This window comes from Mangrovibacillus sp. Mu-81 (genome assembly GCF_036867415.1).
GTDB lineage: Bacteria > Bacillota > Bacilli > Bacillales > Bacillaceae_B > Rossellomorea.
In genome coordinates this window covers 18,962-40,054 of the sequence record NZ_JBAJHU010000002.1, presented here as the reverse complement: position 1 = coordinate 40,054, position 21,093 = coordinate 18,962, and the positions used below count along the sequence as shown (strand labels likewise).

At 45.2% G+C, this 21,093-nt stretch carries 20 protein-coding genes; 10 read left to right on the top strand and 10 right to left on the bottom strand.

Features of this window, described 5'->3' with window-relative positions:
- Positions 1-14 precede the first annotated feature (14 nt).
- Positions 15-329, bottom strand: a complete 315-nt coding sequence (locus V6B33_RS03960; RefSeq protein ID WP_334216462.1) for a thioredoxin family protein — start codon at positions 327-329, stop codon at positions 15-17.
- A gap of 146 nt (positions 330-475) precedes the next feature.
- Between V6B33_RS03960 and V6B33_RS03955 the strand changes: the two genes are divergently transcribed.
- Positions 476-1,513 carry an oxidoreductase gene (locus tag V6B33_RS03955; RefSeq protein WP_334216461.1) on the top strand — a complete coding sequence of 346 codons (1,038 nt, stop codon included), beginning with the start codon at positions 476-478 and terminating at the stop codon, positions 1,511-1,513.
- 107 nt (positions 1,514-1,620) lie between these two features.
- Here V6B33_RS03955 and V6B33_RS03950 read toward each other — a convergent pair whose 3' ends face one another.
- The 4 genes from V6B33_RS03950 to V6B33_RS03935 form a co-directional block, all read right to left on the bottom strand.
- Positions 1,621-2,715 (bottom strand): Ger(x)C family spore germination protein, encoded by a 1,095-nt coding sequence (locus V6B33_RS03950; protein WP_334216460.1) that lies wholly within the window; start codon positions 2,713-2,715, stop codon positions 1,621-1,623.
- On the bottom strand, positions 2,712-3,800 hold the full coding sequence (locus V6B33_RS03945; RefSeq protein WP_334216459.1) for a GerAB/ArcD/ProY family transporter: 1,089 nt from the start codon (positions 3,798-3,800) through the stop codon (positions 2,712-2,714). Before V6B33_RS03945 ends, V6B33_RS03950 begins: the two co-directional genes overlap by 4 nt.
- A 14-nt stretch (positions 3,801-3,814) precedes the next feature.
- Positions 3,815-5,317, bottom strand: a complete 1,503-nt coding sequence (locus tag V6B33_RS03940; protein WP_334216458.1) for a spore germination protein — start codon at positions 5,315-5,317, stop codon at positions 3,815-3,817.
- A gap of 228 nt (positions 5,318-5,545) precedes the next feature.
- Positions 5,546-6,505: an ABC transporter substrate-binding protein gene (locus tag V6B33_RS03935; RefSeq protein ID WP_334216457.1), complete on the bottom strand. Its 960-nt coding sequence runs from the start codon at positions 6,503-6,505 to the stop codon at positions 5,546-5,548.
- 200 nt (positions 6,506-6,705) lie between these two features.
- Between V6B33_RS03935 and V6B33_RS03930 the strand changes: the two genes are divergently transcribed.
- The 5 genes from V6B33_RS03930 to V6B33_RS03910 are packed head-to-tail and all read left to right on the top strand — an operon-like array spanning position 6,706 to position 10,638.
- Positions 6,706-7,695, top strand: a complete 990-nt coding sequence (locus V6B33_RS03930; protein WP_334216456.1) for a FecCD family ABC transporter permease — start codon at positions 6,706-6,708, stop codon at positions 7,693-7,695.
- A 1-nt stretch (position 7,696) separates the two neighbouring features.
- Positions 7,697-8,752, top strand: a complete 1,056-nt coding sequence (locus V6B33_RS03925) for a FecCD family ABC transporter permease (RefSeq protein WP_334216455.1) — start codon at positions 7,697-7,699, stop codon at positions 8,750-8,752.
- A 14-nt stretch (positions 8,753-8,766) separates the two neighbouring features.
- Positions 8,767-9,582 (top strand): ABC transporter ATP-binding protein, encoded by an 816-nt coding sequence (locus tag V6B33_RS03920; protein WP_334216454.1) that lies wholly within the window; start codon positions 8,767-8,769, stop codon positions 9,580-9,582.
- Positions 9,579-10,355, top strand: a complete 777-nt coding sequence (locus V6B33_RS03915; protein WP_334216453.1) for an IucA/IucC family C-terminal-domain containing protein — start codon at positions 9,579-9,581, stop codon at positions 10,353-10,355. The genes V6B33_RS03920 and V6B33_RS03915 overlap by 4 nt, the downstream gene beginning before the upstream one ends.
- 19 nt (positions 10,356-10,374) lie before the next feature.
- A complete protein-coding gene (locus V6B33_RS03910; RefSeq protein WP_334216452.1) occupies positions 10,375-10,638 on the top strand; it encodes a DUF2573 family protein in 264 nt (87 codons plus the stop codon).
- A 297-nt stretch (positions 10,639-10,935) separates the two neighbouring features.
- Here V6B33_RS03910 and V6B33_RS03905 read toward each other — a convergent pair whose 3' ends face one another.
- Both V6B33_RS03905 and V6B33_RS03900 read right to left on the bottom strand, forming a co-directional pair.
- The gene (locus V6B33_RS03905) at positions 10,936-11,289 is read right to left on the bottom strand and encodes a spore coat protein (protein ID WP_334216451.1); all 354 of its coding nucleotides are present in this window, start codon (positions 11,287-11,289) and stop codon (positions 10,936-10,938) included.
- A 15-nt stretch (positions 11,290-11,304) separates the two neighbouring features.
- Entirely contained in the window at positions 11,305-11,571 is a 267-nt protein-coding gene (locus V6B33_RS03900; protein ID WP_334216450.1) for a hypothetical protein, read from the bottom strand.
- Between the two features lie 298 nt (positions 11,572-11,869).
- On the opposite strand from V6B33_RS03900, the gene V6B33_RS03895 reads away from it, so the two are divergent.
- Together V6B33_RS03895 and V6B33_RS03890 are read left to right on the top strand one after the other, a co-directional pair.
- On the top strand, positions 11,870-12,790 hold the full coding sequence (locus V6B33_RS03895) for a proline dehydrogenase (RefSeq protein ID WP_334216449.1): 921 nt from the start codon (positions 11,870-11,872) through the stop codon (positions 12,788-12,790).
- A 481-nt stretch (positions 12,791-13,271) separates the two neighbouring features.
- Complete coding sequence (locus V6B33_RS03890) at positions 13,272-14,915, top strand: potassium/proton antiporter (protein ID WP_334216448.1); 1,644 nt, start codon at positions 13,272-13,274, stop codon at positions 14,913-14,915.
- A gap of 151 nt (positions 14,916-15,066) precedes the next feature.
- Here V6B33_RS03890 and V6B33_RS03885 read toward each other — a convergent pair whose 3' ends face one another.
- The 3 genes from V6B33_RS03885 to V6B33_RS03875 form a co-directional block, all read right to left on the bottom strand.
- Positions 15,067-16,014: a bile acid:sodium symporter family protein gene (locus V6B33_RS03885; protein WP_334216447.1), complete on the bottom strand. Its 948-nt coding sequence runs from the start codon at positions 16,012-16,014 to the stop codon at positions 15,067-15,069.
- Positions 16,015-16,147: 133 nt separating this feature from the next.
- Positions 16,148-16,777 (bottom strand): YczE/YyaS/YitT family protein, encoded by a 630-nt coding sequence (locus tag V6B33_RS03880; protein WP_334216446.1) that lies wholly within the window; start codon positions 16,775-16,777, stop codon positions 16,148-16,150.
- A gap of 275 nt (positions 16,778-17,052) precedes the next feature.
- Positions 17,053-17,187: a YuzL family protein gene (locus tag V6B33_RS03875; RefSeq protein WP_334216445.1), complete on the bottom strand. Its 135-nt coding sequence runs from the start codon at positions 17,185-17,187 to the stop codon at positions 17,053-17,055.
- Positions 17,188-17,461: 274 nt separating this feature from the next.
- On the opposite strand from V6B33_RS03875, the gene V6B33_RS03870 reads away from it, so the two are divergent.
- Positions 17,462-19,846, top strand: a complete 2,385-nt coding sequence (locus V6B33_RS03870; protein ID WP_334216444.1) for a 3-hydroxyacyl-CoA dehydrogenase/enoyl-CoA hydratase family protein — start codon at positions 17,462-17,464, stop codon at positions 19,844-19,846.
- 34 nt (positions 19,847-19,880) lie between these two features.
- Entirely contained in the window at positions 19,881-21,059 is a 1,179-nt protein-coding gene (locus V6B33_RS03865) for an acetyl-CoA C-acetyltransferase (protein WP_334216443.1), read from the top strand.
- Positions 21,060-21,093: the final 34 nt, after the last annotated feature.

Sequence of the window (21,093 nt, the reverse complement as noted above, 5' to 3'; positions counted from 1 at the left end):
GGACGGGCGTTTGATTAGAGCGTATTCAAGAAATCTGTAACCTGTTCCGGTGTTTTGGCGTGTGCGCTGTGCAGGTGCGCGATTTTTTCGCCGTTCTTCCAGATGAGCAGGCTCGGGATTCCCATGACATCATATTTTTCTGCGATTTCAGGGAATTCATCCTTGTTGATGTCGTACCATTTATATTGGCTGTATTGATCCATGATTTCATCAATGAACATGTCCATGCGCCGGCAGTCCGGGCACCAGTCTGCATGGAATTTAACAACTACGGGCTGATCGGAAGAAATGATTTCTTCGAATGTTTCTTTATTCTTGATCGATTGCATGTATAACCCTCCTTTCTCTTTTATTTTAACCACAGCTGATCTTTACGTAAACTGCAAGGTCTCAAAGAAACCATCGGCAAAGAATTTCCCGGCGTCAAGAGAACATGATAGTATAGGGATACACTCTAAGGAAAACAGGTGATAACATGAAACCGATCAATGTAGGATTGGCGGGCTACGGATTCTCCGGTCAAAGCTTTCATCGTCCGCTCCTTCAACATTCCCGTAACTTTGAGATCCATACGGTCATGTCTTCCAATAAAGAGAAGGTCCAGGCAGATCTTGGCGGTGTCAACGTAGTGTCATCACTTCAGGAACTGCTTCAGGAAGACGTTGAACTTGTCGTAATCACGACACCTAATCATCTTCACTATGACATGATTAAGCAGTCACTCACAGCAGGGAAACATGTAGTGGTGGAAAAACCATTCGTAACGGAAAGAACACAGGGTGAAGAGCTGATCAGGCTGGCTGAAGAGAAGGGCCTCCTGTTGTCAGTCTTCCACAACCGCCGCTGGGATGCTGATTTCCTGACGATCCGGAAACTCATCGAGAATAAGAAGTTAGGTGACATCACTACATATGAAGCACACTTTGATCGTTACCGTCCGGCGGTAAAAAATCGCTGGAAAGAAAATAAGATCGAAGGCGGAGGCGTGCTCTATGACCTCGGTTCCCATCTGATCGACCAGGCACTTTGTTTGTTCGGAAAACCTCAATGGGTGTTCGCAGATGTCTTCTCACAGCGTGACCCTGAAAAAGCAGAAGATTATTTCCAAATCACTCTCGGTTACGGGACGGCCCGAATCGGTCTTTATTCCCGCTCGATTGTACTCGACCCCGGTCCGCGCTATCAGCTGCATGGCCATAAAGGAAGCTTCATGAAATACGGGATGGACCGTCAGGAGACAGATCTTAAAGAAGGGATCGATCCTTATTCCGCTTCCTGGGGAATGGAGGATGAAGAATCCTGGGGCACATTATCCCTTTTAGAAGAGGAAGAAGTGAATAAGGTGAAACTTCCATCTGAAAAAGGAGATTACACTCAGTACTATCAAGGAATCTTTGAGGCAGTCAGAAATAATCAGCCTATTCCGGTAAGAGCTGAAGAGGCACTCGATGTCATTGAAATCATCGAAGCATGCAAGAAAAGCTCTGCAGAGAATAAATCCATATATTTATAATCACCACATGATACGATGTCAACAATCAATGAAAGAAGAGGTGCTGTATTCGGCACCTCTCCTTTCATTAAGGCACACTGCACGTTTTGCAGGACAATTCAACCGCCTTATTCCACAGTCCCGGATTCGAGGATCTCTACATCCGGTTTGATTTCGAATTGTGCATTCGGGTATAAAGTTTTTTCCCATTCTTTTATATCAAAACCCCGTACACCGTGTTTCTGAAGTTGACCGATGCCGACCGGGTCAATCCCCTTCTCTTGAAACCTTCCAAGCAGCTTCAACGAATGATCTGTAATGTCTTTTGACATCTTATCTTCTATTTCCTTGATTTTTTTCTGAGATAACCTTTTTCCCGTATATTCTTTGATGATCCCTCGAATGACGATTTTAAAGGATACTTTTACAGGGTCTGTTTCATTCTCGACCTTGATTTTATGTTTTGACATAATGCTTGTTACCGCAGCCTCGACATGTTCTTCGGCATCGCCGTCCTTTTTGCCCAGCTTTACGACATGACTTCCCTCAGAGAGTTTATCTACAAGGAGCTTGAAGAAGAACAGATCATCCGCAGGTACGGTATCAACCATCTTGTCTTTATCAAATAAGGCAACACCCGAGACTTCCAGTGTATCGTCGGAAACTTTTTTTATGATCGGCAGATACGGAGTTTTGCCATCTTGAAAATAATCAAAGAGAAACATATGCAAGTTGGTTTCAGGGAGCTCTCTTCTCTTGATATTGTGATTGATCAGATTTGAAATGAACGTCCCGTTCCCTCGGATCCCGTAATTTCCTTTCAGAATGTCTTCCGCACTTCCTTCGGCAATGGCCAAAGTAACGCGTGCCCCGATACTGGCATCCCTTTGAAGGGAATCGGCGACATCAAGGACGCCTTTCTTTGCCATATCATCCCCGAGAAGCACGACATCCAGACTTCCCCGCACTAATGGCTGCTGAGATTTACGTGACAATGTTTCCAGTACTTCTCTCGTAGAAGGTGCTTCTGCCGATAACGTCCTGTTTTCAATCGCGCCATCTTTAATATAAACAGGAAATAACGCCGTCCCGCGAATGGTATTTTCCTCGACGAGGTCATACCCTTTGGCCGTTTCAATATTCAAGTCATCAAGGATTTCCCTTTCCACGCAACCGGTTAAAAGCAAAAGAATGAGGATAAGGTTAGATATTCGTTTTCTCATACTTTCTTTCTCACCTTCTTCATAATGATCACTACTAACAGGAGAATAGGGATATATACATAATTAAGATAGAAACCGATTTCTCCCGACAGGGTGTTAAGCATATCCACCTGTTTGCGATTTGTTAAAAATGACAGGGTGCCGATAACGATTACCGATAGAATCCATATGGAATGACGCTGATTGATCGGGGTGATTCTCTTCATGATTCTGCTTGCGCACCATAAGGCAATACATACATTAGGGAGAATCACAAGGCACCAGTTTGCTATCCCGATATATTCAAACCGTTCGACAAAAGGCATTTCGACAATCTTCCACATGGATAAAGTGGCCCAGACCGTCTTTGCCAGCTGTTTCTCACTAAAGAAGGCAAAGGAAATGATGGCGATGATCACATATACCGTTGTAGTGGTGAACAGGCCCCATTGGGCGTGTTTTTGTGACTTCTTCGCATTTTTGATGAATGGATAGAGTAATAAGATCGATTCGTATCCGAGAAAGGTAAGGGACATATTTTTAGTGGCAATCAGCATATCTTTCAGCGAATGATCAAAAACGGGCAGGATATTCCGGAAATCGCTGAACGGGAACGTGAACGCAAACGTCAATAGCAGGTAGCTTGGCAGCACCGTTCCGAAAAAAGCGACTCCGGCAATGTTCCTCACTCCGCCCGAGACTATATAATACGCAAGAATCATAAAGGCGAGTGCAAAGTAAAATGTGCTCAGCCGCGGATACATCCATACTTGGACAACTTCGATATAGGTCCTTAAGATGGTGACGACCAGTAGTGTAAAGTAAAGGACGAAGAGAAAGTCCGCAGCTTTCCCTAACCACTTCCCAAATGCGATGCGGTGTGCTGAAACAAGGTCGCCGCCGCCTTTATCCAATAACAGATACATGATCATCATAAGGATATGAGTGGTAATCCCCGCGAGTATGACGGAAATCCATCCATCATACCCGGCATTCTTTGCAATGATCCGCTGAAAGCCCAATACCCCGGCTCCTACTTGGATCGCATGGATGAGAAAGAACACAAGAAAAGGGGAAATCTTTCTGCTTTCAGGAATCGGCTGCATCGTTCCACCTCCAATCATTCGTCAATATCAAGCTTTTTCTTACCTTCTCTAGGGCTGAATCGGACGGATTTCTTCGTTCGTAGAAACCCGGGACGGTTTGACTGTTTATAAAATGGAAACCGGATGAGCGCATCCTTTAAATCCTTTAAACGCGGAGGATACAACGGCTCCAGAAATGGTCGGCCGAGAGAGGTCAACCTCATCAGGTGTCCCATCAAGAAACAGAAACAAAAGACGATTCCGAGAAGTCCCCAAAGCTGGGCAAAGAGCAAAAATGGAAACCTCAAAATCCGGATCGTATTGCCCATTCTGTAAACAGGTGTCGTAAAGGAAGCAAGCGCAGCCAGGGCAACCAGGATGAGTAGTACGTTACTTGTCAATCCAGCTTCAACAGATGCTGTTCCGATAACGATACCACCAACGATACCGATCGTCTGACCGACCTTAGTGGGCAGGCGGGCTCCCGCCTCACGCAGCAGTTCAATTGTGAGTTCGAGAAACAATGCCTCCAGGATCGGGGGCAAAGGGATTTCCTGCCTGGACGTCACGAGTGTCGCCATCAAGTCTTTCGGTATCAACTCATAATGATAGGTAAGAGCGGCTACATATAGTGGTGTAATCAAAATCGAGAAGGAAACCGCAAATACACGAACGAGACGAAAGAAGGAAGCGACTATAAAGTTAAGGAAATAATCCTCATAGGCATTGAAGAATTCCACCAGTGTAGTCGGACCAATCAATGCATGGGGTGACCCATCTACCAAAATGGCGATTTTCCCTTCCACTAATACTGAAGCGACCCGGTCCGGACGTTCGGAATCGAGCAGCTGGGGAAAGGGGGATAAGCTATTATCCGAAATAAGCTGTTCTATGAATGAACTGTCCATCACCTGGTCAAAATCAACATCTTTCAAACGCTGACGGACAGTATTCACGTTCGCCTCATCGGCTAACCCATCCAAGTAGAGAAGGGCGATCCGGGTATGAGTAATCGTACCGACGGTCACTTCCTCTACAGTGAATTCTTTTACCGGGATGCGTTTTCGCAGGAGATTCAGATTGTCACTGAGAGATTCAACAAATGCCTCTTTCGGACCGACGACACTGAATTCAACTTCAGGCTGAGATACCTTCCGTCCCATTTCATTCTTGGTCGCAATGAAGGCAAATTTCCGATGGGATTTATCCATTGTCAGCATCGTGTATCCATTCAGCAGCTTTTGTTCAATGACCGATTCGTCATCAGAAACTTGGATGTCAACAATCGGTACCAGTGTTTTCAAATCTTCCAGATCATTGAAATCCTTGGATAATAATGAAGGAAGAACATCTTCCTGAATGATTTTCCCATCGATCAAGGTAGTAAAAAAATGCAGGCTGAATTTCACCCCGGTAAATTGATTTTGGTAAAAAGCCTGCTTATAATCAGCAGATTTTTCAAGGGCTGTTTTTATACTTTCATAGGATGGTTTCTTTTTATTTTGATCAGTATTTTTATTTTTAAAGAATGAAAACATACGAATCCCTCATGTTCAACGTGGTGTATTCAGTAGTGTTTCCGAAAAAGGGAGAATTATGAAAAGTTGAAGTGAGGTTGTAAAATGTGAAGGGGACCAATATTTCTGTGTAATAGGAACTTTTGTATCGCTTTTAATTTCCGTGCAAGACTCTCAGTGCGGCACATACTATTTGGTGAACATCTAATAAAAAAAGACCAGGGAATCATCCCTGGTCTTCAGTAATATTTATTGCTCCAAGAAATATTTTTCAATATCATCGAGCATTTTGTTCGCAGCAATGACACCGCCTGCAGTGTTCCAGATTGCATCGCTGACTTCGTGGACGTTGCCTGCTTTGGCAGCTTCAAGATTCTTGAATAACGGATCATTGATCCATTCTTCAGCTAACTTGTTGGCTTCTCCGTCACCTGTTTCATAGGTGAAATAGAAGAGAACATCTCCATCCATTGCCGGGATTCTTTCTTTCGTCACGCCTTTTTCAGCAAAGTCATTCACATCCTGGCCTTCAGGACGTGCAAATCCTAATTGATCAAGGATGACACCGGAGAAGGAATCCTTATGATAAATACGTACATCTCCTGCAAGGAAACGGACCATGGAAATTTCCTGATTCAGCTTATCGCCAAGTTTGCCTTTTAAGTCTTCAATGCGCTGATCATACTGGGCAATGACTTCTTTGCCTTCTTCTTCTTTGTTCAATGCTTTGGAGTATAGCTTAAAGTTTTCTTTCCAATTCCCTTTAAGGGTTTCGGACATGACGGTTGGAGCAATTTCTTTCAATTGGTTGTATTGCTCTTCCTGACGCAGTTTCGTTCCGATGATAAGATCCGGCTGAAGCTTTGCGATCGCTTCGATGTTCAATTCACTTTCCGTACCAACCACTTCAACATCTTTCATGTCTTCTGCGATATGTTCATACCAAGGGTCACCGGTCCAAGATTGTACGGCACCGACAGGAGTGACACCCAATTCCAAAAGAGCTTCGGTTCCTTCATTTGTAAGGATGACGACTTTTTCAGGCGTTCCTTTGATTTCAGTGGTACCCATTGCATGTTCTACTGTATAAGTTTCTTCTTTCTTGTCAGAATCACTTCCTGAAGACTTTTCTTCTTCTTTATTGCCGCAAGCAGCAAGGAAAAGAAGAGAAGTAATCAGCAGTAACGATAATAAACTTCTTAATTTCATATGTATAAATCCCCCTAAGATTTGTTTGACTGATAATGATTATCATTCACAAACATAATCATAATTGAGAAGGTTTTCATTGTCAACAACTAAATGATAATGATTTTCAAAGTCATTGACGGCTTTCCCAATCTTCTCTAAAATAAGAAGAGAATAAGAATAAGAGTAACTATTTATACAGTGACCGGAAAGGTAAACATATGATCAAAACGCAAAAACAATTTCTTCTATTTATAGGAACTATCCTTATCCTTGTCTTGTGCATCGGAATGAGCATCGTCTATGGATACACGGATACTTCTTGGAAAACAGCGCTTGAAGCGTTTACGAACCCGACTCAGTCGACTGAACATCTGGTGCTGCAGACGATCCGTCTTCCAAGGGCACTGATTGCTGCCGCTGTCGGAGCTTCCCTTGCTATTTCCGGTGTCCTTATGCAGACATTGACGAAGAACCCGCTTGCATCACCCGGTATTTTCGGAATCAATGCTGGCGGCGGTTTCATGGTCGTCCTGGCAGTGACATTGTTTGGGGTTTCCGACCTTCAGACATTTACGTGGCTTTCGTTCTTTGGAGCTGCAATCGCCGCTTTTGGCGTATTTGCTATCAGTGCTGCCGGTAATAACGGACTAACACCGATGAAAATGACGCTTGCGGGGGCTGCAATAACGGCCATGTTTTCGTCGTTCACCCAAGGATTGCTGGTACTGGATGAATCAGCGCTTGAACAGGTGCTCTTCTGGCTGGCAGGATCCGTGCAGGGGAGGAGCCTCGATATTTTAAGCGGAGTTTTTCCATACATCCTTATAGGGTGGACAGGTGCACTCATACTCGCAGGCAAGATGAATATATTAGCAATGGGTGAAGATGTAGCCAAGGGCCTTGGGTTGAAAACCAACCTTATTAAGTTTCTTTCGCTGTTGATCGTCGTCCTTCTGGCAGGGGGTTCTGTCGCGATTGCGGGCCCTATTGGTTTTATCGGTATTGTCATTCCCCATCTGGCAAGAAAGGTGATCGGTGTCGATCATAAGTGGCTCATCCCTTATGCAGGTTTATTGGGTGCTATTCTACTGTTGACAGCTGATATTGCAGCACGCTACATTATCATGCCCCAAGAGGTGCCTGTAGGAGTCATGACCGCAGTCATCGGCGCACCATTCTTCGTGTATGTTGCCAGGAAGGGGTTCTAAAATGAATAGATTCATAGGAAAACGTTGGTTCAAGGACCGGATATCATTCCTGGTAGATATGTCTGCTTTGAAAAAAGTAATGATATTGGGACTGTTAGGAATACTTGTATTGATCGTGAGTACAGGAATAGGGGACATGAAGATTGCCCCATGGAATGTTGTGAATGTCTTTTTTGGCGGAGGCACGAGCCTTGAACAGCTGGTCGTGAAATCATTCCGGCTGCCCCGTATCATCATTGCCCTCCTTGCAGGGATGGCCCTGGCGGTTGCTGGCGGCATTCTCCAGGGAATGATAAGAAATCCGCTTGCTTCACCGGATATCATTGGAATCACAGGGGGAGCGGGAGCCGCAGTCGTCGCATTCTTAACCCTCTTCAGCAATGAAGATGGGACGCTGCCTGTAAGTATTCAATGGATGCCTGTTGCAGCATTTATCGGCGCAGCAGCGATTGCGTTCCTCGTCTATTTCCTGGCATGGAGAAAAGGAGTCTCCCCGGTCAGGCTCGTCCTGATCGGCATCGGGATATCGGCCCTGACACAGGCACTGACCGCCCTCTTGATGATCATGGGTCCCATTTACAGGGCAAGTCAGGCGAATATTTGGATCACGGGTACAGTGAACGGATCTGATTGGCAGGATGTAGGAATACTCTTGCCATGGAGTATCGTGTTCATTCTTATAAGCTTTTTCATTACACGGCAATTGAATATCCAGGAACTTGGAGAAGAGATGGCCAAAGGAGTCGGAGGGAGTGTTCAACGACAGCGGTTCTTCCTTCTTCTCATGGCCACTGTCTTAGTAGGTGGAGCGGTATCTTTCGCGGGAGGTATCGGCTTTGTCGGCTTGATGGCTCCTCATATGGCAAGAAGGCTGGTAGGATCTTCTTACGGGGCGCTGCTGCCGGCGTCCGCCTTTATCGGAGGGATACTCGTGATGGTCGCCGACCTGATCGGGCGCACACTTTTCCTTCCTTTGGAGGTTCCTGCAGGAGTATTTACCGCTGCGATCGGTGCACCGTATTTTATTTATCTATTATTTAAAACGAGAAATTCTTAAGGAGTTGGCCGCTAATGAGCATGCTGCAAACGAAAGACTTAACCCTGGCTTATGGTGATAGAACGATAATCGATGAATTGAATATTGAGATTCCAAAAGGAGAAATCACCGTATTCATCGGTGGGAACGGATGCGGGAAATCAACTTTGCTGCGTTCCATCGCACGGTTATTGAAGCCGAAGCAGGGGTCTGTTCTTTTAGAAGGGGATGCCATTGCAAAACTGTCCACTAAAGAAGTTGCACGTAAAATGGCCATCCTTCCCCAGTCGCCGACAGCTCCTGAAGGATTGACCGTACTGCAATTGGTAAAGCAGGGAAGATACCCTCATCAGACATGGCTGAAACAATGGTCGCATGAGGATGAAGAAATCGTGCAAGACGCATTGAGGGCAACCAAAATGGAAGAGCTGCAGCACCGCAAAGTCGACGAACTGTCAGGCGGACAGCGCCAGCGTGCCTGGATCGCCCTCACCCTTGCACAGGATACGGATATCATCCTGCTCGATGAACCGACGACTTACCTGGATATGACGCATCAAATCGAAATCCTCGATCTGTTATTCGAGCTGAACGAAAAGGAAGACCGTACAATCGTCATGGTGCTCCATGACTTGAACCTTGCCTGCCGCTACGCTCATAATATCGTGGCGATCCGCGATCAGAAAATCTTTGCCCAGGGAAAACCGGAGAGCATCATCAGCTGCGAACTGGTGAAGAATGTTTTTGACATGGATTGTCAGGTAACTAGTGATCCGTTATTCGGTACACCGCTATGCATCCCGTTCGGCAAAGGAAGATGCATACTTAAACAGATAGGCGAGCCTGTATGATGCAAGCTTCACTCACTGAAGAGCAATGGGGGCTCCTGAAACAGTATCGCTTTCATCGAGGTGTTCCTGCTGCTTCGGATGGGATTAATGCAAGTGAACTTTTAGATGAACAGAGAATGCTGAGTTATCTTAAAGACCGCATCTCCATGATGGGCGCCAGTGACTTGAAGACAGCAGCATCTCTCTTAATGAAGCGTTATGCATTCGTCGCAGCAATGGGGATGCTCGCTGCAACCTTCTGGAATCGTAAACTGAATCTGTCCCCGGAAAATCTTGTGCTGGTCGATTACGTAAATGATAAGGGTTTGTGGCTGCCGCAGTTTTATTTAAAGGATTCAACTGTCAAGGAATTTACCAGCTGGTCTGAAAAAGAAGAGTTCATGGTGGCGCTGTTCAGTAAGCACCTTGATAAAATCATCGGTGTGATAAAGAGATCCGTAAAGCTTTCCAATCTGATATTGTGGGAGAATATTGCGGTCTATCTCTTCTGGATCTATGAAAACGATGCGTTTGTTACCGATGAATGCATGCTGGATAAGAAAAAAAGCGATTTTGCCCAATTACTTAATGCTGAGAACAGTCACTGGTTCGGGTCGTATAATCAGAATCCACTGAGCAGATATTATACTGAAAAAGTCAAAGTGGAAGGACTCGAAGATGAAATCCGGGTGCGGAAGACGTGCTGTTTTTCTTATCAACTTGAGAATGGAGAACAATTCCGCTGCAAGAGCTGCCCGCAGACATGCAGGGTGAAGCGGTTAACCAGTATATAATAGGGGGTTCTACAATATTATGAGCGAATTTCCGAAACAGTTTGATGCACTTCTGGATAAGTATACCGAGCTTCTGGTCGGAGAGACTTCTCCCGAGAAAAAAGAAATGGTCGGCCAATATGCACTCTACACGTTCATCGCCAAGAATATGCCTTCTCTCGTGAAGCACTGGAACTCACTCTATCCTGACGGCAAAGACGAAATGAAAAAAATCGTCGGCGAAATCAAAGAATTGAACGAAGCACATCGTGAAGAAATGAACCGCCGGAAGCGGGAAGAATAGAATTGTGATGAGGAGTACCCTTTTGAGAAGGGTGCTTTTTATTTTGGAAGAAGCTGAGTTGAAAGTAAAATAGGTAAAGTTGTTGAAAATAAATGTATTAAAGTCGGTTTGAAAATAAAAGTCCTCTTAATGGGTATGGACAGGCATAAGAGAGTATTTTAAAGGTACCAGCTGTACTGAAGTGGATAATTGTTAGGAAATAAGGTGATTTTTAAACTAGTTTTAATGATTTTTCTTCCCATCCCCGAATCTATAAATAAACGACCCCCGCTATAAGGAGGTCGCCTATTCAAAAACTTATTGCAGCGGTCCGCCGCCAGCGGTTCCATAAGGGAATTGGGATGAGTACTGCTGATGCTGCTGGTAGGACTGCTGGATTTTTTGGCTGTCAGCTGCTTCCAGCTTGTACCAGCCTTTACGGAACATTTCATTGTAAAGTTCGCGTTGTGCGTTTTGTGTTTCGTTGAAGATCGTCAGCAAATCCTGATAAAGGGCCTGGTGACTGGCTTCGTTAAGGGCTGTGCAATAAGAGGCTGTCATGTATTTTTCATGTGAAAGCACGTCCGTGATGAAGTCTCGGTCATTCATTTGCGGTGTGGACGGTACCTGAGTCTGCGGATTTTGGATTTTTTGCTGATTTTGCTGGTTCATAGTCAGATCTCCTTTCTACATCATGCCCTGGTTGGTGTTTGACGTATTCAAGTGGGCCAATAACTGCTCATAGTGACGCTGATGCATTTGCCCGCACTTATCGAGCTCCGCCTTGATTTCCTGGTCCTGACATTGGGAAGCCGCGAAATGACACTTTTTCATGGCATTCAGGTTCCATGCAAGCATGTCATTGAGATAAAGGGAATCCTTGGTTGTTAACAATTGTGGCGGCTGTGTGTATGTTTGCTGCTGATTACCTTGTTGAGGCTGTTGTTGCTGCATCTTGTATTCCTCCTTTATTTACAGGTAAAATTAGGTATTTATTCCTAACGTGCCCGTTGTTTAAACAAGCATCATAAACGCCTTGCCAATGGTTATTCTGCGACATTTACAGCATGTTATACACCGCTTTCAAAATTTGAAAATTTTCTACTAAGAAAGTAACAAAAGTATATTCAAAATGTTTAATAGGTGATAGAATGTTGGTAAATAAAATACTAATCGAAACGTTTCTTTTTTTGACAGGAAAGTAAACGTTTTCATAGTATGGCATATATGTTCTTTTCAGGGAGGTAGCAACATGGAGCAAGCAATGCGTAATTTCTTTTTATTCCTTTCTAAAAACAAGCCGATCACTAAACTGGCTAAGAGGTATGGTCTGCGTTTCGGTGCGGCCAGATTTGTTGCCGGTTCTTCAATAGAACAAGCGGTCGATGTCATTCGTGAATTGAATAAACAGAATCTTGTCGTAACGATTGATTATTTGGGAGAGTTTGTGGATAACGTAGAGGAAGCCAATGAAATGGCCCTTGAATGTGTAGAAGCCGTCCGTGCGATTGGCAGGGAGAAACTACAATCTCAATTGTCTCTCAAAATGACTTCTATGGGACTTGATCTTAAAGAGGATGTCGTTACAAAGAATATGAGAATGATCCTGGAGGAAGCAAAGAAGCATGATGTCTTTGTAACCATCGATATGGAGGATTATTCACGATGCGGCAAGACGCTCGAAATCTTTAAGACATTGAAATCAGAGTACGACAACATCGGTACTGTTATTCAAGCTTATCTTTATCGGACAGAGAAGGATATGGAAGAGTTAAATGCGTATTCCCCCAATCTTCGTCTTGTGAAAGGTGCTTACAAAGAGTCGCCTAAAGTTGCGTTCCCTGAGAAAAAAGATGTGGATGAAAACTTCAAGAAAATCATCAAGATGCATATGCTCAACGGTAATTACACTGCAATTGCCACTCATGACGATAAGATCATCGAGTATACAAAACAGCTTGCAGAAGAACATAATATTCCAAGAGATCAATTCGAATTCCAGATGCTGTTCGGTATCTGTGTCGAGCGTCAGCACCAGCTGGTCAAAGAAGGCTACAAAATGCGTGTCTATGTTCCTTATGGGACAGACTGGTATGGCTATTTCATGAGAAGGCTTGCCGAAAGACCTGCAAACGTGGCATTCGTATTGAAGGGTGTAATGAAAAACAAATAAAGCAATTGGCAAGGAGAGGCTGGGACACAGGTGTTTTAGTCAAAGTAAAACTCGTTCTAATTTGAATTCCAGGATTCAAGTAGGTTCGGGTTTTTATTATTTTTGTAACGTTCATTTAGTTTTTAGCTTGTTCCAGCGGTTGATTGGAGTGCAAGACGGAGACTCCTGCGGGAAGAGTCGCCTTATGCCACACGCCACTGAGCAAAGCCCCTCCACTTTTCTTACCCGCAGGAACGAATGTGACGAGGAGGCTCACGGGCTACCCGCGGAAAGCGAAGTCTTGCACGGAAATCATTAGCGGTGTGCAGAGTACACTGGAGTGTTCGTCTCTAGGTATAGTTGTTTTGTCCCAACCTCTTTTTTAAATTTGAAGGAAAATCCTTAATATGAATGTTCATGATTATCGGTGCATATTATTTGTGACATTATTCACAATAGAGTATAATTAAACATATCATCAATACTTATACGAGGCGATTAAATGGATTTTTCTATCGAAAATGTTTCATTCCTTCTTGCGCTCCTTCTTTTAATCGGAGTCCTTTTTGCTAAATTCTCCTCGAGTTTAGGGGTACCCTCACTCATTCTCTTCATTGCTGTCGGTATGATCCTGAATACATACTTTTTCTTCGATAATGCACATATCACCCAATTCATCGGTACGATTGCGCTGATCATCATCTTGTTTGAGGGTGGACTTCAGACGAAGTGGAGCAGTGTGAAAAGTGTATATAAACCGTCGTTATCACTTGCTACAATCGGGGTGCTGGTGACGACCCTTTCCATCGGGGTCGCGGCTAAATTCATCCTGGACCTAAGCTGGCTGGAAGGCATGCTGTTTGGTGCCATCGTTGGTTCGACAGATGCTGCAGCTGTATTTTCGGTATTGGGCAACAAAAATATCAAACCGAAAATTTCATCCACATTGGAGGCAGAGTCTGGCAGTAACGATCCTATGGCCATTTTCTTGACCGTAGCATTTTTACAATTGATTCAATTTCCGAACTTAAATCCACTCAATCTTATTTTAAGTTTCTTCTGGCAGATGGGTATGGGACTTGTATTCGGAATTCTTTTCGGATTGGTCTCTGTCTGGATCATTAACAGAATCAATCTGGATTCTTCAGGGCTATACCCTGTCCTATCCGTCGCATTGGCAATCCTTGCCTATGCGATGACATCCCTCCTTGATGCGAGCGGCCTGCTTGCGGTATATGTCATGGCGATCATCTTAGGAAATCGTGAACTCACTTACCGTCACTCCATCCTCAGATTCAATGAAGGATTTGCATGGATGCTGCAGATTGTCATGTTTATCCTGCTCGGTCTGCTTGTATTTCCGCAGCACCTGCCAGGAATCGCACTTCAGGGAATCCTGTTATCGATCCTCCTGATTTTCGTGGCAAGGCCGCTGGGGGTCTACATCAGTCTGGCGTTCGGTAAAACCTTTAATACGAAAGAAAAATTCTTCATTTCATGGGCAGGGCTCAAGGGGGCCGTTCCAATCGTTCTTGCCACGTTCCCGATGGTAGCGGGGATCGAGAACAGTGAGATCATTTTCAATGTGGTGTTCTTCGTCGTCCTTTTATCCGCTTTGATACAAGGCTCTACCATCACACCGCTTGCAAATTATCTTAAGCTTTCCGGCAAGGATAAACCTCCGCTTGCGCACACGATTGAATTAGTGAGCATCGGGAAAACAAAGAATGAAATGATAGAAGTCCATATCAATGACGAAGCGTTTATCACCGGAATGGCCATCAAAGACATCGACCTTCCGGAAAAAACATTGATTTCTGCCGTCATAAGGGAAAATGATCTAATCACACCGACGGGTAATACCATCATCAAGGCTGACGATACGTTGTATGTACTCGCAAGTAAAAGTCAGAGAAAGCATATAAACCACTTGCTTAATGCGAAGAAAGAACCCAAAGAGGAGTTTGAGCAGGAACGGAATTCAGTGCGGGAAACTCAACTCCAATCGGATTTGGGAAATGAAACGGAGCAGAATGGGAAAGGTGGCAGGGTGCCTCAATCACAATCGGAACGAGATGCAGATGTGGCCGGGGAACGTGAACCGGAAACCGAATCAAAAGACAGCTCAACAAAAAAGGACCTGTGATCAGGTCCTTTTTTGAATGACAAGACATATTTTGAGAAATGGCCAGGCACCATTGCCCAGCCCCTCGAGACTTCCAGTCCGCCCAATGAAGTCACCGGCCAGCCTTAAAACGTCTATGTCGGGGCTTAACAAGGCGCTTCCACTTTTCGTATTATGCTTTCATTTTCAACTCATGACGGTGGAACAAAAAGCCGAACAGGGAGGCGAGGACCTGCTGGAAGAGCATGCCGATCACGACCGGGACCGCAACAGCCGCCGGAAAGTATTGTACGGCAATGACTGCTCCCGCACTGATGTTTCTCATTCCCCCAGTGAACAGAAGACTCGCTTTCGTTTCCCTCGATTGTTTGAAAAGCGTTCCGAGCAGCCAGGCGATGGCGAATCCCGAAAAGGCAATGAACAACACAACAAAAGCGATGAGGAACAGCTTCCAGCTAAGCTCCAATAAATAGGGTGCAACAGCAGAGCTGTTGATGGCTACCACAACCCCTATGCCGATTTTGGAAAAAGGGGAGAGGCATCTGCCCACAGTCTCTTTGATGGTCCCCTTCGTCAGATGATTGCAAAGCATGCCGGCGATTGACGGGATCACCACCATCCATACCAACCCGCTCATGATGCTCCAGCTGTTCATTTCAACTTTTTGCCCGACGATCAGGGAAAGGCTGGCAGGAACAATGAAAGGGGAAAGGATGGTATCGACCAAAATGATGGAAAGGGCGAGACCGATGTTCCCTTTATAGATGGTCACCCAGACAAAGCTGGTTATCCCGGTCGGAATCACCATGGCAAGCAGCAAACCTGTTACCGTCAGCCCATCTCCGGGAAATGCGATGCTTCCCATACCGAAAGCCCACAGCGGCATGATGATATGGAGGATCAGCAAGGCTGTCAACAGCGGAAGCGGAAATTTAAAAGCCCTTTGAAGTGAATTGAAATTTGAACTCAGGCTGCCCGAAAAAGTCATGAAGGCAAATACCCAAGGCACGATGTAAGTGAAAGACGATAAATATTGAGCAAAAAACACACCGATCACAACCGAAGAAGGTGTGATGAACGGCATAAGCTTCTCCAGTTTTTTATTCAGAACCTGCAGCATACATTACGCTCCTAAATGAAATAGAATAATAGATTTATCTTATCACTTTTCAGCTTGTATTTAATATAAAAAGGGGCTGCGGATAGTTGTATTAAAAAAGGATGAAATCGATTGGATTTCATCCTTTTGCTGTTTATTCAGCAGATACAGCTGCTTTGGGAATTGACTTTTTCTCAAATAATTGCTCGAAGATCGGATACATGAACTGAACGACAAAGCCTAATAGTACAGTCACGAGGATTGTGCCGATGCCGATATCCCCTTTGAACAGGAATGCAAGTGTTAAGGCAAATCCTTCACTGATGATCCTGGAATTGCGGAGGTTCAAGCCGAATCTCGTATGAATGGCCACCATAAGCGTGTCCATTGGGCTGGCAGGAAACTTCGCCTGCAAGTAGATCGCGACACCAAGACCGACTGTAAGGATACCGATTCCAAGTGCGATGAATTGATTGACCATCATAACAGGAGCAAAATCACTTAAGATAATCAATAACCAGAAATCAATCAATAATCCAATGACAAAGATCGTCAGCGTCGCCAGCACATCAGGTCTCTTTTTCATAATGATGGCATTGAGGGCGATCAGCACGATCCCGTTGGTGAACACTGCTGTGCCGACTGTAATATCAAACATCTTCGACTGACCCACTGCAAGGGCATCCCATGCAGAAGCGCCAAGCCCTGATTTAATGATCAACGATACACCCATCGTCAAAATGAACAATCCTACAGTAAAAAATGCTGATCTTCGAAGCATCATCGTAATTCTCCCCTTATCTGTAAACGTTATCAAAAATAGCCGCTTGTCGACTCCCTGCTCATTAAAGTAGGAGGTCTGACAACTGAAAGCAATATACTAAGTTTACTCGAAAACGTACGGGGAAGCAAAGTTAATTTCTGCATTTCAATACATTGTTTTTTAAAGCTCATTGTAACGGCAGGAAACGAAGGACCCGCTACGAAGGAGGGTAGGAACAGTGCGCCTAAATGGCAAAAATGATCACAGGCGCCGTCAGGGACACCTGTGATCATCCGCTATTGCTTCTTGAATTGATTATTTTGACTGTTTACCTTACCGGCGCCGTCCGCTTCGACTGTCGGACCGGCGTCGCCTTTAATGCTGGCAGCACTCACTCCTGCTCTTGAAGGATCTTTTTTGCGTTTCGCCATGAAAAAACACCTCCATTTATAAATTGTCCCAGAAGGAAGAAGTTTATGACTTGAAATTTTTTTGTAAAAATTATTCATTTTTAAACGTTTAAATATTGCGATATTTTAGAAAATCCGATATATTATAGATAACAGAAACTCACTTGAGTCTTTTTTTTGAGTAAAAAATGAATGAGTATTCATTCAAAGTTGTCCAAACATCTCAAATCTTCACATCCAATCAAAATAGGTTGTAAAGAAATCAATATCAGTTCCAACAAAGGGGGAAATCACATTGACTCGCAGAATTCAGAAAGCAGCAGTGCTGGGATCAGGAGTTATGGGTTCGGGAATAGCCGCTCATTTAGCGAATATCGGCATCCCGACTATGTTACTAGACATCGTACCGCGTGAATTAACGGACGAAGATAAAGCAAAGGGTCTGGCAGAAGAAAGCAAAGCGTTTCGCAACAGATTAACTGAAAACGCTTTAAAAAAATTATTGAAGCAAAAACCTGCTCCTCTAACATCAAAACAAAATCTATCTCTGATTACCGCAGGGAATTTTGAAGATGATATGGAAAAAATCGGGGAGTGCGATTGGATCATCGAAGTGGTCGTGGAGAATCTTGACATTAAGAAAAAAGTATTCGAACAGGTTGAAAGTTACCGAAAACAGGGGAGCATCGTCAGCTCCAATACATCGGGGATCTCTGTCGAAGCAATGATAGAAGGCCGTTCTGAGGATTTCCAGAAGCACTTCCTTGGAACCCACTTCTTTAATCCTCCCCGCTACCTGAAGCTTCTTGAAGTGATTCCGACAGGGAAGACCGATTCGGACGTAGTGGAGTTCATGAAAGTCTTCGGTGAAGATGTCCTTGGAAAAGGCGTTGTACTGGCAAAGGATACCCCGAACTTCATCGCCAACCGAATTGGAACGTACGGCTTGCTTGTCACTGTGCAGGAGATGCTTAAAGGCGGCTACAGTGTAGGTGAAGTGGATTCGATCACAGGTCCGGCGATCGGCAGACCGAAGAGTGCGACATTCCGCACATTGGATGTAGTCGGGCTTGATACATTCGCCCACGTTGCGAAGAACGTCTATGACCAGGTGGATGGGGAAGAAAAAAACGTTTTCGAGGTACCTGCTTTCATGCAGAAAATGCTTAAGAACGGCTGGCTGGGAAGCAAGAGCGGACAGGGTTTCTTCCTGAAGCAGGGGAAGGAAATTCTTGAATTAAATACAGATACACTTGAATATCAGCCGCGTAATAAGCTGAAGACAGCATCTATCGAAATGAGCAGGAATGAAAAGGGACTTCCAAATAAAATCAAATCCTTGGTGTATGCCAAGGATCAAGCAGGCACTCTTTTATGGAACATCTTATCTCCCGTCCTGACCTATTCTGCAAAACTCCACGGGGAAATCGCGGATGATATCGTTGCCATCGACCGCGCGATGAGATGGGGATTCGGATGGGAACTCGGACCTTTTGAAACGTGGGATGCGATTGGCGTAGGGAAATCTGTCTCACGGATGAAGGAAGACGGGGTCTCTGTTCCTCAATGGGTGGAAGAAATGCTCGAGGCTGGCCACACCCATTTCTATAAAGAAGAAGAGGGAGAATTATTTTTCTACCATAATGGGGAATACAGGCATGTGGAACGCAACCCTAAAGTGATCGATTTGAAGCTTCTGAAAAAACAAGGAAAACTTATCAAGAAAAATACAGGTGCAAGCCTGATAGACATCGGTAACGGTGTGGCATTGCTTGAATTCCACTCTCAAAATAACGCCATCGGCCTGGACATCATCCAGATGATCAATTTTGCGGTTGATGAAGTGGAGAAGAACTTTAAAGGTCTGGTCATCGGCAATCAGTCGAAGAACTTCTGTGTAGGTGCCAATCTGGCGATGATCCTGATGGAAGCACAAGATGATAATGTTTTTGAAATTGATATGGTCGTCCGTCATTTCCAGCAGGCAATGATGAAGATCAAGTATTCATCGAAGCCGGTTGTGTCAGCACCATTCGGCATGACCCTGGGCGGGGGAAGTGAAGTATGCCTGCCGGCAGCCCACATCCAGGCATCGATGGAGACGTATATGGGACTTGTGGAAGTCGGAGTCGGATTGATCCCTGGCGGAGGCGGAAACAAGGAACTTTATATGAAGCATTTAGCGAACCTTCCAAATGGTGTTGAGTTCGACCTGCAAAAGGTTGCGAACAAAGTATTCGAAACAATTGCCATGGCGAAGGTATCGACTTCAGGAGATGAAGCAAGGGACAACAACTTTCTGAATAAAGCAGATGGAGTGAGCGTGAACGGCGATCACTTATTATATGATGCGAAGCAGGCGGCACTGTCGCTGTATGAACGAGGATACAAAGCCCCGATCCGCAAGAAGGTGCCGGTTGTAGGTGAAACGGGATACGGCACATTGCTGCTGGGAGCACAGTCGATGTATCAATCAGGATTCATTTCCGAACATGATCTCTTGATTGCCAAGAAACTGGCCTATGTGATTGCCGGCGGAAAAGTGCCATTCGGAACAGAAGTCGACGAACAATATTTATTGGACCTTGAGAGAGAAGCATTCCTGAGCCTGATCGCCCAGCCGAAGTCACAGCAGCGGATGCAGCATATGCTCGTGAAAGGAAAGCCATTACGCAACTAGCCTATAAACCAATCCAGAAAGCGGGGGAAACATCATGCGTGAAGCAGTCATAGTCGCTGGTGCCAGAACACCAGTCGGTAAATCAAGGAAAGGGTCGCTGGCCGGAGTGAGGCCGGATGATCTTGGAGCACTTGTCGTAAAAGAAACATTGAAACGTGCAGGGAGCTACGAAGGGAATATTGACGATCTGATCATCGGATGTGCCATGCCGGAAGCAGAGCAGGGATTGAATATGGCACGTAATATCGGGGGACTTGCAGGTCTGCCGGATTCAGTTCCTGCCATCACGATCAATCGCTACTGTTCATCGGGACTTCAATCCATTGCCTTTGCAGCAGAAAAAATCATGCTTGGACATTCAGATACGGCCATTGCCGGCGGAGCTGAATCCATGAGTCTTGTGCCCATGATGGGCCACGTCGTCCGGCCGAACGCAAAGCTTGCTGAAACGGCGCCGCAGTACTACATGAGCATGGGGCACACGGCAGAGGAAGTGGCGAAGAAATTCGGCGTCTCCCGCGAAGATCAGGATGCATTTGCGGTGAGAAGCCATCAGAAAGCGGCAAAAGCGATTTCAGAAGGGAAATTCGATGATGAAATAGTCCCGGTGGATGTTGTTCAGCGGTCAGTAAATGAAGATAACAAGCTGGTTGAAAAAACGTTCAAGTTCTCTAAAGACGAAGGCGTGCGTGCTTCAACAAGTGCCGACGTCCTTGCTAAATTGCGACCTGCTTTTAATGTGAAAGGGTCGGTAACAGCAGGGAACTCTTCACAGACAAGTGACGGAGCAGCAGCCGTGATGGTGATGGATCGTGAAAAAGCTGATGGTCTCGGACTACAGCCGATGGCAAAATTCAGAAGTTTTGCCGTTGCGGGGGTTCCCCCTGAAATTATGGGAATCGGTCCTGTTGAAGCCATCCCGCGTGCATTGAAAATGGCAGGACTTGAATTGTCTGATATCGGATTATTCGAACTGAACGAGGCGTTCGCTTCGCAATCCATCCAAGTCATCCGTCAGCTCGGGATCGACGAAGACAGGGTGAATGTGAACGGCGGTGCCATCGCACTCGGTCATCCGCTTGGCTGTACAGGGGCGAAATTGACTCTGTCACTACTCCACGAAATGAAGCGGCGCAACCAGCAATTCGGTATCGTCACCATGTGCATCGGCGGCGGAATGGGAGCGGCAGGTGTCTTTGAACTGATTGGTTAAGGGTGTAAACAGAGCGGGAAGGACCTTCGAACAG

Bases quoted from the DNA above. Each gene is read 5' to 3' on its own strand.
- V6B33_RS03960 (WP_334216462.1), bottom strand. From the start codon at position 329: ATGCAATCGATCAAGAATAAAGAAACATTCGAAGAAATCATTTCTTCC.
- V6B33_RS03955 (WP_334216461.1), top strand. From the start codon at position 476: ATGAAACCGATCAATGTAGGATTGGCGGGCTACGGATTCTCCGGTCAA.
- V6B33_RS03950 (WP_334216460.1), bottom strand. From the start codon at position 2,715: ATGAGAAAACGAATATCTAACCTTATCCTCATTCTTTTGCTTTTAACC.
- V6B33_RS03945 (WP_334216459.1), bottom strand. From the start codon at position 3,800: ATGCAGCCGATTCCTGAAAGCAGAAAGATTTCCCCTTTTCTTGTGTTC.
- V6B33_RS03940 (WP_334216458.1), bottom strand. From the start codon at position 5,317: ATGTTTTCATTCTTTAAAAATAAAAATACTGATCAAAATAAAAAGAAA.
- V6B33_RS03935 (WP_334216457.1), bottom strand. From the start codon at position 6,505: ATGAAATTAAGAAGTTTATTATCGTTACTGCTGATTACTTCTCTTCTT.
- V6B33_RS03930 (WP_334216456.1), top strand. From the start codon at position 6,706: ATGATCAAAACGCAAAAACAATTTCTTCTATTTATAGGAACTATCCTT.
- V6B33_RS03925 (WP_334216455.1), top strand. From the start codon at position 7,697: ATGAATAGATTCATAGGAAAACGTTGGTTCAAGGACCGGATATCATTC.
- V6B33_RS03920 (WP_334216454.1), top strand. From the start codon at position 8,767: ATGAGCATGCTGCAAACGAAAGACTTAACCCTGGCTTATGGTGATAGA.
- V6B33_RS03915 (WP_334216453.1), top strand. From the start codon at position 9,579: ATGATGCAAGCTTCACTCACTGAAGAGCAATGGGGGCTCCTGAAACAG.
- V6B33_RS03910 (WP_334216452.1), top strand. From the start codon at position 10,375: ATGAGCGAATTTCCGAAACAGTTTGATGCACTTCTGGATAAGTATACC.
- V6B33_RS03905 (WP_334216451.1), bottom strand. From the start codon at position 11,289: ATGAACCAGCAAAATCAGCAAAAAATCCAAAATCCGCAGACTCAGGTA.
- V6B33_RS03900 (WP_334216450.1), bottom strand. From the start codon at position 11,571: ATGCAGCAACAACAGCCTCAACAAGGTAATCAGCAGCAAACATACACA.
- V6B33_RS03895 (WP_334216449.1), top strand. From the start codon at position 11,870: ATGGAGCAAGCAATGCGTAATTTCTTTTTATTCCTTTCTAAAAACAAG.
- V6B33_RS03890 (WP_334216448.1), top strand. From the start codon at position 13,272: ATGGATTTTTCTATCGAAAATGTTTCATTCCTTCTTGCGCTCCTTCTT.
- V6B33_RS03885 (WP_334216447.1), bottom strand. From the start codon at position 16,014: ATGCTGCAGGTTCTGAATAAAAAACTGGAGAAGCTTATGCCGTTCATC.
- V6B33_RS03880 (WP_334216446.1), bottom strand. From the start codon at position 16,777: ATGATGCTTCGAAGATCAGCATTTTTTACTGTAGGATTGTTCATTTTG.
- V6B33_RS03875 (WP_334216445.1), bottom strand. From the start codon at position 17,187: ATGGCGAAACGCAAAAAAGATCCTTCAAGAGCAGGAGTGAGTGCTGCC.
- V6B33_RS03865 (WP_334216443.1), top strand. From the start codon at position 19,881: ATGCGTGAAGCAGTCATAGTCGCTGGTGCCAGAACACCAGTCGGTAAA.